Consider the following 17893-nt stretch of genomic DNA (forward strand, 5'->3'; position numbering starts at 1 on the left):
GGCACAAGGAGTCGTGACCGCATGAACAGATCTTTATATGGCTTGAGTGCTGTGGCAACAGCACTGGCCTTGACCTCAAGCTGGAGTTGGGCTGCGCTGCAGACCACGCCGTATATCGCGCTGCACAGCAGCCCGAAATACAGCCAGCTTGCGGCCATGCCCTATGCCAATCCGCAAGCACCGAAAGGTGGCATACTGAGTCAGTCCAGCAATGGCACTTTTGACAACCTGAACAGCATGAACGGTAAGGGCAGTGCGACCGATGGGGTGAATTATCTGTTTGATTCGCTCATGACCAGCTCGCTAGATGAGCCGGGGGTGATGTACCCACTGCTGGCAGAAAAAGTGACTTATGATCCGAAGCAGACCAAGTTTGTCATTTTTCATCTGAATCCAAAAGCACGTTTTAGTGATGGCACACCGGTCACCGCGGCTGATGTCAAATTCAGTTTTGATACCTTCCAGAGCAAATCTAATCCGGGTTTGCAGATGTATATTGCCGATTTGGATAAAACTGAGGTCTTATCCAGACATCAGGTCAAAATGACCTTTAAATCCGATAACAACAGTGAAATGCCGCTGATTTTATCGGCCTTACCGATTTATTCCCAGAAAGACTGGCAGGGCAAGGACTTTAGCCGGATTACCTTGCAGCCGATGCTGGGGTCAGGCCCGTATCTGATTGAACGCATTGATGCCGGACGCAGTATTACTTATAAGCGCAATCCGAACTATTGGGGCAAAGATCTGCCGGTCAATAAGGGCCGTTATAACTTTGACCGGCTTAAATTTGTCTATTATCGCAATATGGATGTGGCCTTTGAAGGCTTTAAGTCGGGCCAATACACGCTGCATGAAGAATATACCGCGCGCAAATGGGTGACGGAATATCAGTTCCCGGCAGTGAAAGCGGGGATGGTGGTGAAATATAAGTTCCGGCATGAAAACCCGGTGCCAACACAAAGTTTTGTGTTTAATACCCGGCATGCACCGATGCAGGATATTCATTTCCGTCAGGCGCTCAGCCATGCCTATGATTTTGAATGGCAGAATAAAGCCCTGTTTTACGGACAGTATCAGCGTTTGCAAAGTTATTTTAGCAATAGCGAACTGGAAGCCAAAGGTCGTCCAAGCGCGGCGGAGCTGGCACTGTTAAAGCCGTATTTAAAACAGTTGCATCCGGTGCAGCGTCAGGGGGTGCTGGCCAACTGGAAATTCCCGGTCAGTGATGCCAGCGGTTTTAACCGCAGCGGTCTGCTCAAAGCCCGGCAGATCCTGCTGAATGCCGGCTATCGCTTCAAGGATGGCCGTTTGCTTGATCCGAAAGGCAACACCATCCAGCTGGAATTTTTAATTCATCAGGATGGCTTGCAGCGTACCTTAATGCCTTTTGTGCGCAATTTAAAACGTCTGGGCATTGTGGTGAATATCCGCCAGGTCGATGTGCCGCAATATATTGAACGGATGCGCCGGGCAGAATTTGACTTAAGCACCATGGTCTTGCCACAGTCCTTAAGTCCGGGCAATGAACAGGCGCAATTCTGGAGCAGTGCCGCGGCAGATCAGCCGGGCAATTATAATTATGCCGGCATCAAGAATCCGGTCATTGATGACATCATTCAGAAAATTATTTACGCGCCTGACCGCCAGCAGCTGATTGTCCGGACCAAAGTGCTGGACCGCTTATTACGCGCTGGTTATTACCAGATTCCGACCTATGGCAAAGGCGAGCACTGGCTGGCCTACTGGAATATGTACCAACAACCGAAAATAAAACCAAAACTTTCCATTGGACTTGATTACTGGTGGAGTGATGCAGCCGGGGCGCAAAAAGTAGCCCAGTATCTGCGTAAACAATAAGCTGGCTTTGCCACAAGGATGCTGAGCGCATGGGAACCTATATCCTGAAACGTGTGTTGCTGATTATTCCCACACTGTTTCTGATTTTGCTGATTAACTTTATTGTGATCCAGATTGCCCCGGGCGGTCCGGTCGAGCAGGCAATTCAGCAGGCAGAAGCCTTTCAGGGCATGGGCGGGAGTGGCAGTGCCGAAACTGCTGCGGCCGGTTCAACGCCCTATCAGGGCGCCAAAGGTCTAAGTGATGAAATGGTGGCTAAAATTGAAGCGCAATATGGGTTTGATAAACCAATTCATGAGCGTTTCTGGCTAATGCTGAGCAGCTATCTGCAATTTGATTTTGGCACCAGCTTTTTTAAAGACAAGCCGGTGACCCAGCTGCTGTGGGAAAAACTGCCGGTATCGCTGTCTTTAGGATTGTGGAGCACCTTGCTGATTTATCTGGTGTCTATTCCACTGGGGATAAAAAAAGCCCGTCAGCATGGTCTGATCTTTGATAAAGCCACGTCTATTTTGCTGGCCATTGGCTATGCCATTCCGGCCTTTGCTTTTGCGATTTTATTGATTGTATTTTTTGCCGGTGGTTCCTATTTTCAGTGGTTCCCGCTACAGGGATTGGTCTCGGAAAACTTCGATCAGCTGAGTCTGCTGGGTAAAATCAAAGACTATTTCTGGCATATGACCTTGCCGCTGCTGGCGATGGTGATTGGTGGATTTGCCGGGTTGACCTACTTAACCAAATACTCGTTTATGGAAGAACTGAATAAACAGTATGTGCTGGCGGCACGCTCCAAAGGCCTGACCGAATCGCGGGTGCTGTATGGCCATGTTTTTCGTAACGCCATGCTAATTGTGATTGCTGGCCTGCCGGAAGCATTAATTGGGATTTTCTTTGTCGGTAACCTGTTTATTGAAATTATTTTTAACCTCGATGGTCTGGGATTGCTGGGCTTTGAAGCGATTGTACAGCGTGATTATCCAGTAATTTTTGGCACCCTGTTTATTTTTACCTTGTTAGGATTAGTCCTCAGACTGATCAGCGATGTGCTGTATCAGGTCATTGATCCACGGATTAATTTTGAATCACGGGGGGCCAAATAATGTCTCCCTTAATGCAGGCGCGGCTCCAGCGTTTTAAACAGAACCGGTTGGGATTTGGTTGTTTTATCGCCTTTGCTCTGATTTTTATTTTGTCCTTAGCGGCCGAGCTGATCGCCAATGACAAGCCGCTGCTGGTCAAATATGAAAACAGCTTATATATGCCGGTGTTCAAGGCTTATCCTGAAACCACTTTTGGCGGGGTCTTTGAAACCGAGGCGGAATATAAGGACCCGGCTGTGCAGCAGCTGATTCAGGACCAGGGCTGGGCCATCTGGCCACTGATTGAATATTCTTATCAGTCACCGAATTTAGAGCTGGCTGTGCCGGTGCCGTCACCACCGACCAGCGATAACTGGCTCGGGACCGATGATCAGGGCCGAGATGTACTGGCGCGGATTCTCTATGGCCTGCGGGTATCACTGCTATTCGGATTTGCCTTAACGCTGGCCTCTGCTGCACTTGGCATTATCGTCGGGGCGATACAGGGCTATTATGGCGGCTGGGTCGATTTGCTGGGACAGCGGATTCTGGAAGTCTGGGGCGGTTTACCAATGCTGTTCATGGTAATGATTCTGGTCAGTATGTTTAGTCCGAGTGTGTACTGGCTGTTTCTGATTATGCTGCTGTTTGGCTGGCCAACCTTGGTCGGACTGGTCCGGGCCGAATTTTTAAGGGCACGTAATTTTGATTATGTCCGTGCTGCCCGCAGCCTGGGTGTGAGCGACCGTACCATCATGTTCCGGCACATCTTGCCCAATGCCATGAGTTCAAGTCTGTCACAACTACCCTTTATGCTGACTGCGAATATTACCGCGCTGACTGCACTGGATTTCCTCGGTTATGGTTTGCCGCCCGATGCTGCATCTTTAGGCGAACTGCTGCTACAGGGCAAGAATAATTTAAATGCGCCGTGGCTGGCATTGTCGGGCTTTTTTACCCTGGCAATTGTTTTATCTTTACTGATTTATATTGGAGAGGCGACCCGTGATGCATTCGATCCAAGACGCCAGTAAGCGCACGCCGGTGCTGACGGTACAGCAGCTCCAGATTCAGCATCAACAGCAGCTATTGGTGCACAATTTAAATTTTGAATTGCACGCTGGCGAAACACTGGCGCTGGTCGGTGAAAGTGGTTCGGGTAAATCGGTGAGTAGTCTGGCCTTGCTGGGCTTGTTGCCGAGTCAGCTACAGATTCAGGGGCAGGCACTGTTTCAGGGGCAGGATCTGCTACAGCTGAATCCGGTACAACTACGCCAGATTCGCGGCCAGCGCATTGCCATGATTTTTCAGGAGCCGATGACGGCATTAAATCCGCTGCATCGGGTGGAAAAAATTATTAGCGAAAGCCTGCTGTTACAAGGCTATTCCAAGGCGGAAACCCGGCAACGCGTACTGCAATTGCTGCAAGATGTCGGCATTCCCCAGCCGGAAGATAAACTGAAGCGTTATCCGCATGAACTGTCAGGTGGGCAGCGCCAGCGGGTGATGATTGCCATGGCCTTGGCGCTTGATCCGGACATCCTGATTGCCGATGAGCCGACCACTGCGTTAGATGTGACCCTGCAGGCGCAAATTCTGGACCTGCTGCAAAGCTTACAGCGCAGCCGGCAGATGGCCATGATTTTAATCAGCCATGATTTGAATCTGGTGCGGCATTATGCCGATCAGGTCATTGTCATGAACAAAGGCCAGGTCGAGGAGCAGGGGCCGGTTGAACAGGTCTTTCATGCGCCGCAGCAGGCCTATACCCGGGAACTGCTGCATCATGATTTTGGTCAGGCTTTACAGGTAGAGGCGACTCAGCCTTTATTGCAACTGCAACAACTGGGTGTGAAGTTTCCCATCAAGCAGGGTTTACTCAATCGAGTCAAAGATTATTTTGTCGCGGTGGAGCCGCTGGATTTAAATCTGGCTCAAGGCGAATCCATCGGTATTGTCGGGGAAAGTGGTTCCGGTAAAAGCTCGCTGGCCTTGGCGATTTCGCGTTTAACTGCCAGTGAGGGCAAAATAGATTTGCTGGGCCAGGACCTGAACCAGCTTTCGGAAAAGCAGCTGCGGCCATTACGCAGTGAATTTCAGATTGTATTTCAGGACCCGTTTAGCAGTCTGAATCCGCGTTTAAATGTCGAGCAGACCATTGGCGAAGGGCTGGCCTTACAAAAGCTGTCAGCATCCGAAATTCAGCAGCGTATTGATCTGGCACTGGAAAAAGTTGAATTACCGGTCAGTTTTAAAACCCGTTATCCGCATGAACTATCTGGTGGACAACGGCAACGGATTGCACTGGCACGTGCGCTGGTGCTGAAACCGAGACTGCTGATTCTGGATGAGCCGACCTCGGCGCTGGACCGCACCACACAACGCGCCATCGTTAAACTGTTGCGGCGTTTGCAGCAGCAGGAGCAGATGAGCTATCTGTTTATCAGCCATGATTTGCAGGTGGTCAAGGCCTTGTGTCAGAAGGTATTGGTGCTGAAACATGCCAAGGTGATGGAATTCCAGCGTACTGAAGATCTGTTTGCACAGCCACAAACTGACTATACCCGGCAGCTGATTCAGGCCAGTCAATATTGATCTGTGACTATTTTTGACATTACGAGTTGTCAAAATTTGCTTGACCATTGGGGTAATTCAATAGAGTATTTGCTCTAGACCACAATGTCAGGATTGACCAATGAGCCAGATTGCAGATCAGCTTCAAATTAGAAAGACCACATTTAAAAACCGCATCATTAAAGGCGCTATGAGTGAGGCGCTGGCCAATACGGCTGGTCAGCCGAACCAGTTACATTTGGGCTTATATGAGGCCTGGGCCAAGGGTGGGCTGGGCTGTGCCATTACCGGCAATGTCATGGTGGATATTCGTGCCAAAAATGAACCGGGCGTGGTGGCCATTGAATCAGAACGTGATCTGGCCAAGTTGCAACAGTGGGCACAGATTGGCAAGCAGTATGGCATGGTGCAACTGGTGCAGTTATCGCATCCGGGGCGGCAATGTCCGAAAGGCCTGAACAAAGAAACCGTCGCGCCTTCCGCCGTACCGTTTAGCCCGGCCTTGGCCACCACCTTTGGCACACCGCGTGAACTGCGTGAAGATGAGATTCTTGATATTATCCAGCGCTTTGCCCGCGCAGCGCAGATCTGTGAGCAGGCCGGTTTTGAAGGGGTGCAGCTGCATGGCGCACATGGCTACTTAATCAGCCAGTTTTTATCACCCCTAACCAATAAACGTCAGGATCGTTGGGGTGGCTCGATTGAAAACCGGATGCGCTTTTTGCTGGAAATTTATCAGGCGGTGCGCGCCGCGACCTCTGACGATTTTATTATTTCGGTCAAGCTGAACTCGGCGGATTTCCAGCGCGGTGGTATTAGTGAGGAAGATGTGATTCAGGTCTTTAAAGCGATTGATGCTGCCGGAATTGACCTGATTGAAGTATCGGGGGGGACTTATGAAGCACCGGCCATGGCCGGAGTAAAAGCGGAAAAACGCAAAGCCTCGACTTTAGCGCGTGAAGCCTACTTCTTGGAGTTTGCGGAGCGGATCCGCCAGGAAGTTCGTTGTCATTTAATGGTGACCGGCGGTTTCCGGACCGTACAAGGCATGAATACGGCACTGGCCAGCGGCGCCTGTGATTTTATCGGGATTGCTCGCCCATTTGCGGTAGAGCCAGATCTGGCACATCGTTTGCTGGCAGGGCAAGACGTGCGTTATGGTGTCGATAAAATTAAGACCGGCATTCCACTGGTTGATAAAATGGCAATTATGGAAATTATCTGGTATGCCGCGCAGTTCAAGGACATTGCCCAAGGCAAACAGCCGAATCCAAAACTCTCGCCTTTAAAAGTATTTTTTAAATATTTAAAAGGCAATTTGACTGCAGTCATTAAAGGACAGATTAACTCGCGTAAATCGGCCTAAACAGAAATGGGGAATGAGGGTGATTCATTCCAATTCCCCATCTACGCTTTATTCAGCCTTTTTGAGCATTTCCATCCATATTCACAGGAGATTGTATGAAGTGGATGAGGATCTGGGTGCAGGTGGTATGACTGTTTTAAACGGGTGATAGTATTTTTCATACTTCCCGTTCTGTACAAATAAAAAGTTGCAGCAATAAAAAAGCCCAAGTCGCAATGCTTGGGCTTTTTTATGAATCACGTGTGTGACCCGAATATGGCGTCCCTACGGGGATTCGAACCCCGGTTACCGCCGTGAAAGGGCGATGTCCTAGGCCTCTAGACGATAGGGACAGTGCAGAAGAATATTTTAAACCGCTTCTATTGATTGGAGGAAGTGGCGTCCCTACGGGGATTCGAACCCCGGTTACCGCCGTGAAAGGGCGATGTCCTAGGCCTCTAGACGATAGGGACTTAATAAAATATTACTTCTGAAATTGGCGTCCCTACGGGGATTCGAACCCCGGTTACCGCCGTGAAAGGGCGATGTCCTAGGCCTCTAGACGATAGGGACGTTTCAGAGGTGGGCGTATATTAGGGTGAAAAAAGGAGGGTGTCAAACGCTTTTCTACAATTTTCTGGCTGCAAGGCTTTTAAGCGAATAAATTTAGAACAATTTGCATAAATCAGGTGAAAATTCCCTCAATTTAAGCACTTTCTGGCAGTAACTCGACCAAGGCCTCTAAGACTTGGGGATGCTGTAAATAGCCATAGACTTCATGAGGACGATCTACCGGAGTTTGTACCTGCTGGTTCAGAATGGCCGGTTTAAAATGAAACGGTGGTTCCGACAGTGGAAAGGCGGTCAGAAAATCATCCGGAGAATAAAAATTAATCCAGTCGCCATGCAGGGCAGCCGGGCGCTGAATTGGCTGTTGTAAATGCTCCTGAATCACCCGAAAGGCCAGCGGCGAACCGAGGGTAATAAAGCGTGCAATATTCAGTTCCGGATGCTGAATTAACAGATTATAGGCAATTACCGTGCCTAAGGAATGCGCCAGAATAATATGGGTGTCATCCTGACAGAGCTGGGCATAAATCCGGCTGTGTACCTCTTGAATAAAATGCGGATCGGCCAGGTATAAATAGGCTTCGACCAGAAATTTATGCAACAAGCTGGCATGCAGTTTGGTAAAATAATTGATCAGCCGGGCAAAATCACGCAGTGCAATATCCCGGCTTAAGGCACTGAGCCATTTCAGTTTCTGGTTAAAGTTAAGTGCATCATAGACTTGCAGATGCGGAATATTGCAATCGCCGGGGCGATGTTCTTCCAGCACTGTGGTCGGTTTTTGAATTTTGACTGGATGCAGCAGTGGAAAATGCGGCCAGTGCTGCGGCATCAGGGTGCTGGCATTTAAAGTGTTTTGCAGATGATGTTTGGAGAGCAAATCGCCATAAAACGGCATACAGATGGCCTGTTTTAAATCGGCAAAAAATGGGACTGCTGGCTGCGTTTTAAACCCTGCTCCAGTATTGATAACCACAGTCGACGCAGTGAATCGGCAGTCTGGTGTTGCTGATTCATCCCATGAATGCAAATAATATTCATTGTAGGGCCAGCATGTGAATAAGAATGGCTTTATTTAACAGTATAGATAAAAAAAGAGCGGCCGGGGCCGCTCTTTACTGCAAATCCTGATCAGATTTTTTTATGATAAAAACGGTAATAGCTGATATAGCAGGCTGCAATAAAGATTAAACAGCCAAAGAAACTGATGCGCATGGATGGATCAAACACCATACTCAAACAGGTAATCAGACAGAATACAAAGCCCAGAATTGGCACAATCGGGAACAATGGTGCGGCAAAGCCCAGCTCTTTCACGCTACGACCCTGTTTATACCATTCACGGCGGAAGTTGAAATGACTTAAGCAGATACTCATCCAGACCACCACCATGGTAAAGGCCGCAATACCGAGCAGGTTGGTAAAAATAAGCTCAGGTGCAAACTGCTCAGACAGCAAGCCTGGCATTGCGCCCAGCATGGTGACCATCACTGCCACATAAGGAATACCACGCGAGTTGACCTTGGAGAAAACCTGCGGCAACTGCTTCTGATACGACAATGACCACATCATCCGCGATGCTGCAAACAAACCTGAGTTGGCGGCAGACAGTAAGGCGGTAATGATCACGAAGCGGATAATATCTTCTGCGTATGGAATCCCGATGTGCTGGAACACGGTCACAAATGGACTGCTACTCACGCCCTCAGCGGCCAGACCGGCTTCCTGATGCGGCAATAACGCAGTCACCACCAGAATGGTTCCGACAAAGAAAATCAGCAGGCGGAAAATCGCGGTGTTGATGGCTTTTGGAACGTTTTTGGCCGGGTCTTTGGTTTCACCAGCGGCCACACCAATCAGTTCGGTGCCAGAGAAGGCAAAGTTGACAATCAGCATGGTGGTGAAAATCGGGAATAAACCTTCCGGGAACCAGCCCTGTGCGGTTAAATTGCTAAACAGCGGCGCAGATTCATAGCCCTGATAGCCGATCACGCCGAAAATGGCCAGCAGACCGAGCAGAATAAAGGCCACCACGGTCACGACTTTGACCAGTGCCAGCCAGAATTCCGATTCAGCAAACCAGCGGCTAGACACCATATTTAAGGTAAAGACAAATACCCCAAAAATAATGGTCCATAACCACATCGAGATGTGCGGGAACCACTCCTGCATCAGCAGGGCGGCTGCGGTAAATTCAGTCCCCAGGGTGACTGACCAGGTCAGCCAGTACAGCCAGGTGACGGTATAGCCTGTTCCGGGTCCAATATAACGTTTGGCATAAGCACCAAAAGAACCGGATTCAGGCATATGGACAGCCAGTTCGCCCAAACACAGCATAACCATGTAAGCGATCACGCCGCCCAGAAAATAAGCAAGAATGGCACCTACAGGCCCCGTTTGTGCAATGACTTCACCCGAACCTAAAAATAAACCGGTTCCGATTGCACCACCAAGTGAAATCATAACCAGATGTCGAGTACTCATAGCGCGTTTTAAAGGCGCAGAATTGCCCTGATGCGTAGCATCATTCGGAGAATGAGATGTCTGCATAAGAGTAGGAGAATAAAAGAATAGAGAAGCAGGCTATTGTAGAGAAAAACTACAAATCTGCAATCAATAATCAAAACAATTGGGTTAGAAGTAATCGTCTGGCGCGATTTAGATGGCGTCCCTACGGGGATTCGAACCCCGGTTACCGCCGTGAAAGGGCGATGTCCTAGGCCTCTAGACGATAGGGACGTTGCGAGGTGAGGGCTATATTAGGGATTTGCCCCAAAGATGTCAATTTGATGACGGGAATAATTCCACGATTTGGATTTATTTGTCTAAAAAGTATCTGTTTAGGCTGTTGGAAAATTTATCGTTTGATGATGGCCACCCGGTTTTTAATAAGCACTTCAATCTGCACCGGATTTTAACCAATGAGCATCTGCACGACTCATCGTACTGGAGATAAAAAAGACCACGTTTAGTGGTCCGGGGTTTGGTACTCAGGTGCTTGTGGCTGCGGCGCGGCCTGTTCAGCCGGTGCGGGCGCTTGCGGTGCTTTGCTATCACGCGACACAATGTACAGATAAAGCACCGAAGGCAGCAAAATAATCAGGACCAGAAAAATCTTTTTTAACATTGTCTTATAAAAAAAGCATGGGAAATTACTGCAATTATAGCGGATGCACAGGCCAAAAGCGCAAGCCTGTGCATATTTCCACGCTAGAATTTAAAGGTCACATCGGCAATAAACTGCCGGCCAATGTCGGGCTGGGCGCTGCCGCTGCTGTCAATAAAGCTGTTGGCGCGGTTGGTGACATTGTTAATAGTCAGACCCAAAATGGTTTGAGTATTTTTAACAGACGGAATCCGGTAGCTGGCTTTCAAGTCCCAATAAAACTTGTTCTGGGTGGTGTACGGCGTATAGGCATCATGCTGCACGCCCTGTGCGTCGGTATAGCCTTTGGCCTCACGTTTTAGGGCATCAACTTTACCCTGATAACTCAGGAAATGGCTGAGCGTTAGCGGCAGGCGGTCAAACTGCATCTCCCAGTTCAGACGCACGGTCCACGGCACATGAAACTCATGGGCAGGGCGATCCTCGGCATCAATCAGTTGCCCCTTATAATAGACTTGCGGGGTGGCGGTCAGAATATCGGTACTGTCGTAATGATCAAAATTGCGCGTGGTTTCAGTATAGTCGGCATTCAGGGCCAGACGATGTTGTGCGCCTAAAAATGCCAGTGGCGCCAGATTACGGATGGAAAGCGAATAAATATCGGATGCAGAGCGCCCGCGATTGTCATAGCTATAACTCAGATCTTCCAGATTCATTTTGGTTTTACGTAACTGGTCCTGATTGTCACGGTTGACCCATTTCAGGCTGAATGCGGTATTGTTCAGTTTGAAACTCAGGCCAAGTACGGTTTCATCGCTATACGGGGTTTTCAGCTCGGAACGATAGGTGAAACTGGTCTTTCCTGCGGTTTTGGGTGTCCAGCCCTGTTCCAGCTGCGCGCGTGTATATTTCTGCTCAAACTGGTCAATCCGGTCATTCAGTTCATTCACAAACGCATTTAGCCCGTAATAGCGGTTCCAGCCACCCAACAGGGTTAAGCGTTCATTGCCCAAAGGACGGATTTCTAGTGCAGTTCTGGGGGCAACATTGTTCTGTTTATGGATGGAATCATAGTCACTCCGGAAGCCCAAGGTTGCGCTCAGATACTGATTCCAGTGAATCTGGTCTTCAATAAAGGCATGCCAGCGATCCTGACGGATATCCAGTTGACCGGCATAATAGCTGGTTTTGCTGCTTAAATACTGGCCTTGATATTTTCCATCCAGACTTGGCGCAGTATCACAGGCATCATATAGAGTGCCATTATCAGACTGGCAGTCGGCGCCGCTTAAATTTAAAGGCGTGGCATATACGTGGGCAGTTTCAGGGCGTTGCCAGTAAGCAGCATAATGGCCATAGCCGGCCCCGATTTTAAACTGATGCCGCAAAGATGCGGTTTCAATCGGCTCAAACAGGGCTTTAATGGTGTATTCCAGCCGGCTTTCTTGCTGCTTTAAGCCGCCCATATGACCTTCGAAACTATATTTGTCCTTGCCCCAGTTTTTGCTGCTCGAGTTGAGCCAGCTATAGTGGTTCTGGGCGGCCTGACGTCCTGCTTGCTGGCGTTGATAATTTAGCTGCTGGGTCAGCAAGACACTGTCGAGCTGGTTGTTCAGATTAAAATACAGGTTCTGGCTGTTCGAGTGTTGGGTCGATTCAGAATCACGGATATTGGATTTAAAATACAGTCCATCATTTTCCAAAAAGCTCGCGCCCAGCTTAAACGAGGTACGTTCAGAGGGATCATAAAATAATTCCACACCGGCATTGCGGGCCTGACGTTGCTGTTCAAATTGCCCTGATTCGGCAAAATCTGTTTTTAAGGGAATGGCTGAATGCCGGTATGAAGCAAAGGCATTAAAACCCCATTGCTCACTGAGCCGACCATAACTGTTCAGGCTAATGCCCTGTTTGGTGAAGTAGGGCTGTGCCGACTCATCGGTCGAATCTTCAAAAGCATCCCGGCTGTCCTGAGAGGGGAAATTGACTTTTGACCAGGCATCTGAGGTGTAGTCATAACTGAGCGAACCGTGAATTTTGCCAATTTCAGTTTGCGGAGCGCAGGTTTCGGCAGAAACCACGCCGCCGGTAAATTCTCCATATTCCGCCCCGACATTACTGTCTAACACGGTCAGTTTACACAGTAGGTCGGTATTAATGGCAGCAGTCTGTGAATTGCCCATTAGCTGGTTGGGATGATTGGATTGCTGTGCGCCCACCGGATTAATCGTATTGTTGATGGAGAGGCCATTGATCAGAATCTTGTTATCGTAAGCCAATCCGCCATTAATACTGATATCGGCCGCGTTCAGTTCACCTTGCTGCAAGCTGCTGCGAAAGCGGTGACCGAGCTGCACGTTCGGATTCACCTTTAAAAATTCGGTGATGTTCTTGCTGCTATTCGGGCTTTTCTTTAAATCTTCCTGATTATAGACCGTTTTTCCCAGCGCATTTTCATCTTTGGCCTCGACCACAATGGTCGACAGTTTGAGCGAGGGAGATGGGGCGGTGTGTTCTGATTCTTGAATCTGTTCAGCAAAACTAAGGGAGCTGAAGCTACTTAAAATGGCCACAGACAAGCTGGAATAGGCAAAACGCATGAGATGTGTTTTTTGTAAAAGATAATGTAATCGATTATCATTAACTTGTTGGGCTTAATCAATAGAAATGAGAATTATTTGCAATAACAGCTTAAATAAACAACAGTGCTGTGCAAAGAAGAATGAATAACAAACAGGAGGGGAGAGAAATGAGATGGCGTCCCTACGGGGATTCGAACCCCGGTTACCGCCGTGAAAGGGCGATGTCCTAGGCCTCTAGACGATAGGGACGTTTAGAAGATGGCGGTATCTTATTGATCCGCCACCAAGGTGTCAAGTAGATGCGGGGTGAGTTTGTTTAAAATATAACAGAACAGTTCCGCGGTCTTTTGTGTGTCGTACAGGGCAGAGTGCGCTTCTTTGCCATCAAATTCAATGCCGGCCTGAATACAGGATTTGGCCAGTACCGTTTGACCGAACATCACTGCGCTTAAGGTTACGGTATCGAGTACGGAAAAGCTGTGAAACGGATTTTGGTTTTTGGTACTGGTACGGGCAATGGCCGCCTGTAAAAAGCCCAGATCAAAATGCGCATTGTGGCCGACCAGCACTGCATGAGTACAGTTTTGCTGGCGACGCACTTCATTCACGGATTTAAAAATACGTTTCAGCGCCGTTTTTTCATCTTCAGCCATGGCCATACGCATCGGGTTGAACGGATCAATCCCGATAAAGTCGAGTGAACGACGGTCCAGATTGGCCCCTTCAAACGGATTAATATGCGCATGATAGGCCTGACCCGGAACAAAATGGCCTTCCGCATTAAACACAATCGGAATGGCGGCTATTTCAAGTAAGGCATCGGTTTGCGAATTAAAACCTGCTGTTTCGACATCGACCACAACAGGTAAGAATCCACGGAAACGCTGACCAATTAAAGGTAGAGTTTCGTCTGTCACACTTTTCTCCATTGGATGGTTTGACCGGCATATAGCGGAACAATCTGTTCACCATCCAAATAGTCTAAACTTGCAGGAATCACTTGGTCTTCTTTAACCAGGGTAATCGTACCAGTATTACGCGGCAAACCATAGAAGTCTGCGCCAAAGTGGCTGGCAAAACCTTCTAGGCGGTCCAGTTTACCGACCTGGTCAAAGGCTTGCGCATACAGCTCAATGGCGGTTGGTGCGCTATAGCAGCCGGCACAGCCGCAGGCATTTTCTTTGGCATTTTTAGAATGCGGCGCGCTGTCGGTTCCGAGGAAGAATTTTGGGTTGCCACTGGTCGCCACTTCCAGCAAAGTCTGCTGATGGGTTTGACGTTTTAAAATAGGCAGGCAGTAGAAGTGTGGTTTAACTCCACCAACCAGCATGTCATTGCGGTTAAATAGCAAATGTTGCGGAGTAATGGTGGCTGCTACATTGCGGTCCTGTTCCAGGACAAAGTGCGCTGCTTCGCTGGTGGTGATGTGTTCTAGCACCAGTTTCAGTTTCGGGAACTGTTTTAATAAAGGTGCCAATACTTCATCGAGGAAGCGTTTTTCACGGTCAAAAATATCGACATGCTGATGGGTTACTTCGCCGTGTAACAGCAGCGGCACCTGATGTTCTTCTAACTGTTCAATCACCGCATAGACTTTACGGATGTCGCTGACCCCATTGTCCGAGTTGGTGGTTGCACCGGCCGGATACAGCTTGATGGCATTGACATGCTCGGAGTCTTTAATTTTTTTCACTTCGGCTGGCGAAGTCTGATCGGTGAAATACAGTACCATGCGCGGATCAAACGCCACGCCTTCTGGCACATGCGCCATAATGCGTTCACGATAGCTGATCGCTTCTTCCACGGTTTTTACAGGCGGGACAAGATTCGGCATACAGATCGCTCGTGCAAACTGTTTGGCAAGATCTGGAACTGTACGTTTTAATGCTAAACCGTCACGTAAGTGAGCATGCCAGTCATCTGGCTGTAAAAGAGTAATCGTATTCAAGGTGATGCCGATCGAAAAATAAATGGAATGATAATCTATAAACCTGACAATGATAACGTCAAATCTAGACAAAAGATGCCTTATATTGAATTAATTTTTATCATTTTGTGTTATTTTTAAGCGACTATAAAAATTATATTTTATGTCAATGGAATACAAATATAAGCTTGTCCAATTGCAATACGACAAGGAAAAAATAGAGGCACTGATTGCCCGGCAACGACGCAGCGCGGGTCAGGTGTTTCCGAAACAGCTGGAACAGGAATTTTGGCAGCAGTATTTGGAGCGTGCCCGGCATAATATTAACCAGTATTTCTGGTCGGGGGTGCTGGTCTATTTTATTCTGACCATGCTGGTCATTCCCGGGGATTACTGGATTATCCAGCCGCAACATTTCTGGCATGATTTTATCCGCTGTCTGCTCGGGCTACTCAATGGTGGTCTGTGTCTGCTGACGCTGTTTTTCTTTGCGCATTATAAAATCCTGCGGCGCTATTTTGCCTATGCCGCCATGGCGCTGGTGTTCTGGGCCATCCTGTCGATGACCTGGCTGACCATGACCGTGTATACCGAAGCACTGAAATATCAGGCCATGATGATCATCTGTATCATTTATATCATGGGCTATGTGCTGACCGGGGTAAAACCATTTCATATGCTGCTGACCGGATTAATGGCGGCAGTCATGACCATGGTCATGCTGTTTACCTTTTACATTCCAATTGATGTGATGGTGATGGCGCGGGTGCTCATCGGCAGCGTAGTGATGGGTTTTTTAATGAGTAAAATGCTGTGTACCCGAGAGCGGATGATCTTTCTGGTGATGCAGCAGGCGAAACTCGGCGAGAAAATTAACCGGATTAACAGTGAAGAATTGCTGCATTTAAGCCAGCATGATGCACTGACCAAAGTGTCGAACCGGCGCAACTTTGATGAAATGCTGAACAGCTATTATGAGCAGGCGCGGCATGATGAACGGCCCTTGTCCTTGCTATTTATTGATGTCGATTTCTTTAAGCTGTTTAATGATTTTTATGGCCATCAAAAAGGTGATGAAGTCATTTCATCAGTGGCCAAGTCCATTAAAGACGCGATTCGGCATATGGATTTTGTGGCGCGTTATGGCGGCGAAGAATTTGTGGTGTTGCTGCCTGAAACTGATGCGCATGGTGCTTATGCGGTGGCGTCAAATATTTTTAGGGCGATTGAACGGCTGGCCATTCCACATGAAAAATCCAGTGTGTCCGATATCATTACTATCAGCCTGGGTTTTACCGTGTATAAAGGCGAGCTCGAGATTTCCAAGGATGATCTGATTAGCCGTGCCGACCAGGCGCTGTACCGGGCGAAAAAACTCGGCCGGAACCAGATTTATTATCAGACCGCGCAGGTCAGCGATATTCTGCAGGGGCTGGAATAAATCCCAAACAGCAAGCACAAAAAAACCGCCCGAAGGCGGTTTTTTCATAGAGACAACTTATTTCTTGTCTTTTAATTGAGGAACAGCAGAACCTGTACCCACGGCCAGTAAACCAGCACCGGTATAAATGCCAAGTTTTTGACGGGTATCGGTAATGTCCAGGTTACGCATGGTTAACTGACCAATACGATCCATTGGCGTGAACATTGAATCACCTTTTTCCATGGTCAAACGCTCAGCTTCATAGGTGAGGTTTTCAGATTCAGTGTTCATAATCGTGTAGTCATTACCACGACGCAGTTCTAAAGTCACTGTACCAGTAATGGCTTTTGCAACCCAACGCTGTGCAGTTTCACGCAGCATCAGTGCTTGAGAATCGAACCAGCGGCCTTGATACAGTAAACGGCCTAAACGTAAACCGTTAATACGGTATTGTTCGATGGTGTCTTCGTTATGAATACCTGTCACTAAACGCTCGTAAGCGATGTGCAGCAGCGCCATACCCGGAGCCTCGTAAATACCACGAGATTTCGCTTCAATGATACGGTTTTCGATCTGATCCGACATCCCCAGACCGTGACGGCCACCAATGCGGTTGGCTTCCAGAATGAACTCTACCGGATCTTCGATACGACGGCCATTCAGTGCAACCGGGAAACCTTCTTCAAAGGTAATTGAAACTTCTTCAGGTGCAATTTCAACGTCATCTTTCCAGAACGCAACGCCCATGATTGGCTCAACAATCTTGATACCGGCATTCAGGTATTCCAGATCTTTGGCTTCGTGCGTTGCACCCAGCATGTTCGAGTCAGTCGAGTAGGCTTTTTCTTTTGACATTTTATAGTCGAAGCCGTTGTCGATCAGGAACTGTGACATTTCTGCACGGCCGCCTAGCTCATCAATAAAGGTCTGGTCTAACCACGGCTTGTAAATTTTGAGCGCCGGGTTGGTCAGTAAGCCGTAACGGTAGAAACGCTCGATGTCGTTACCTTTATAGGTTGAACCATCACCCCAGATGTTCACGTCATCTTCTTTCATGGCAGTAACCAGCATGGTCCCGGTAACTGCACGGCCTAGTGGTGTGGTGTTGAAGTAAGGCACACCACCTGTTGAAATGTGGAACGCGCCACACTGAATTGCAGCAATACCTTCAAGTGCAAGCTGTAAACGGCAGTCGATTAAGCGTGCTTTTACTGCGCCATAGGCTTCCGCTTTCTTCGGAATAGCATCGTAATCATCTTCATCTGGCTGACCCAAGTTTGCTGTGTAGGCATAAGGTTCAGCGCCTTTTTGTTTCATCCACAATAAAGCAGCAGAAGTATCTAGACCACCAGAGAAGGCGATACCCACTTTTTTGCCTACTGGTACGCTTTGCAAGATCGTTGCATTATCAGTCATTGCGAGTCCTA

The 17893-nt window shown here is 48.4% G+C and carries 12 protein-coding genes, 5 tRNA genes and 1 pseudogene; 6 read left to right on the plus strand and 12 right to left on the minus strand.

What is annotated here, in order from left to right:
- Positions 1–21 precede the first annotated feature (21 nt).
- The 5 genes from FTU67_RS02725 to FTU67_RS02745 all read left to right on the plus strand — a co-directional run bounded on the left by FTU67_RS02725 (position 22) and on the right by FTU67_RS02745 (position 6879).
- Positions 22–1860, plus strand: coding sequence for an extracellular solute-binding protein (locus tag FTU67_RS02725; protein ID WP_180006723.1), 1839 nt, complete (start codon positions 22–24; stop codon positions 1858–1860).
- 29 nt (positions 1861–1889) lie between these two features.
- Positions 1890–2960 carry a microcin C ABC transporter permease YejB gene (locus FTU67_RS02730; protein WP_005179212.1) on the plus strand — a complete coding sequence of 357 codons (1071 nt, stop codon included), beginning with the start codon at positions 1890–1892 and terminating at the stop codon, positions 2958–2960.
- Complete coding sequence (locus FTU67_RS02735) at positions 2960–3973, plus strand: ABC transporter permease (RefSeq protein ID WP_075167714.1); 1014 nt, start codon at positions 2960–2962, stop codon at positions 3971–3973. Before FTU67_RS02730 ends, FTU67_RS02735 begins: the two co-directional genes overlap by 1 nt.
- Positions 3948–5534, plus strand: a complete 1587-nt coding sequence (locus FTU67_RS02740) for an ABC transporter ATP-binding protein (protein WP_180061430.1) — start codon at positions 3948–3950, stop codon at positions 5532–5534. The genes FTU67_RS02735 and FTU67_RS02740 overlap by 26 nt, the downstream gene beginning before the upstream one ends.
- A 100-nt stretch (positions 5535–5634) precedes the next feature.
- Positions 5635–6879, plus strand: coding sequence for an NADH:flavin oxidoreductase/NADH oxidase family protein (locus tag FTU67_RS02745; RefSeq protein ID WP_180061376.1), 1245 nt, complete (start codon positions 5635–5637; stop codon positions 6877–6879).
- Positions 6880–7135: 256 nt separating this feature from the next.
- Here FTU67_RS02745 and FTU67_RS02750 read toward each other — a convergent pair.
- The 11 genes and pseudogenes from FTU67_RS02750 to pyrC all read right to left on the minus strand — a co-directional run bounded on the left by FTU67_RS02750 (position 7136) and on the right by pyrC (position 15064).
- Positions 7136–7211, minus strand: a tRNA-Glu gene (locus tag FTU67_RS02750).
- A gap of 44 nt (positions 7212–7255) precedes the next feature.
- A tRNA-Glu gene (locus FTU67_RS02755) sits at positions 7256–7331 on the minus strand.
- Positions 7332–7355: 24 nt separating this feature from the next.
- Positions 7356–7431: transfer RNA gene (locus FTU67_RS02760), tRNA-Glu, on the minus strand.
- 133 nt (positions 7432–7564) lie between these two features.
- Positions 7565–8469: pseudogene (locus FTU67_RS02765) on the minus strand (alpha/beta fold hydrolase).
- A 90-nt stretch (positions 8470–8559) separates the two neighbouring features.
- Positions 8560–9978 carry an amino acid permease gene (locus FTU67_RS02770; protein ID WP_005179201.1) on the minus strand — a complete coding sequence of 473 codons (1419 nt, stop codon included), beginning with the start codon at positions 9976–9978 and terminating at the stop codon, positions 8560–8562.
- Between the two features lie 113 nt (positions 9979–10091).
- Positions 10092–10167 (minus strand) — tRNA-Glu (locus tag FTU67_RS02775).
- Positions 10168–10396: 229 nt separating this feature from the next.
- Positions 10397–10555, minus strand: coding sequence for a hypothetical protein (locus FTU67_RS02780; RefSeq protein WP_168382599.1), 159 nt, complete (start codon positions 10553–10555; stop codon positions 10397–10399).
- A gap of 83 nt (positions 10556–10638) precedes the next feature.
- Positions 10639–13134, minus strand: coding sequence for a TonB-dependent siderophore receptor (locus FTU67_RS02785; protein ID WP_180061378.1), 2496 nt, complete (start codon positions 13132–13134; stop codon positions 10639–10641).
- A gap of 155 nt (positions 13135–13289) precedes the next feature.
- Positions 13290–13365, minus strand: a tRNA-Glu gene (locus FTU67_RS02790).
- 20 nt (positions 13366–13385) lie between these two features.
- Positions 13386–14045 carry a ribonuclease T gene (gene rnt / locus FTU67_RS02795; RefSeq protein ID WP_075167718.1) on the minus strand — a complete coding sequence of 220 codons (660 nt, stop codon included), beginning with the start codon at positions 14043–14045 and terminating at the stop codon, positions 13386–13388.
- A complete protein-coding gene (gene pyrC / locus FTU67_RS02800; protein ID WP_034597856.1) occupies positions 14030–15064 on the minus strand; it encodes a dihydroorotase in 1035 nt (344 codons plus the stop codon). The genes rnt and pyrC overlap by 16 nt, the downstream gene beginning before the upstream one ends.
- Positions 15065–15212: 148 nt before the next feature.
- On the opposite strand from pyrC, the gene FTU67_RS02805 reads away from it, so the two are divergent.
- Positions 15213–16484, plus strand: coding sequence for a GGDEF domain-containing protein (locus FTU67_RS02805; protein WP_005179187.1), 1272 nt, complete (start codon positions 15213–15215; stop codon positions 16482–16484).
- 57 nt (positions 16485–16541) lie between these two features.
- Here FTU67_RS02805 and argG read toward each other — a convergent pair whose 3' ends face one another.
- A complete protein-coding gene (gene argG, locus FTU67_RS02810) occupies positions 16542–17882 on the minus strand; it encodes an argininosuccinate synthase (protein WP_005179184.1) in 1341 nt (446 codons plus the stop codon).
- Positions 17883–17893: the final 11 nt, after the last annotated feature.

The sequence above is a fragment of the Acinetobacter sp. YH12132 genome (assembly GCF_013418645.1).
Taxonomy (GTDB): Bacteria; Pseudomonadota; Gammaproteobacteria; order Pseudomonadales; family Moraxellaceae; genus Acinetobacter; species Acinetobacter indicus.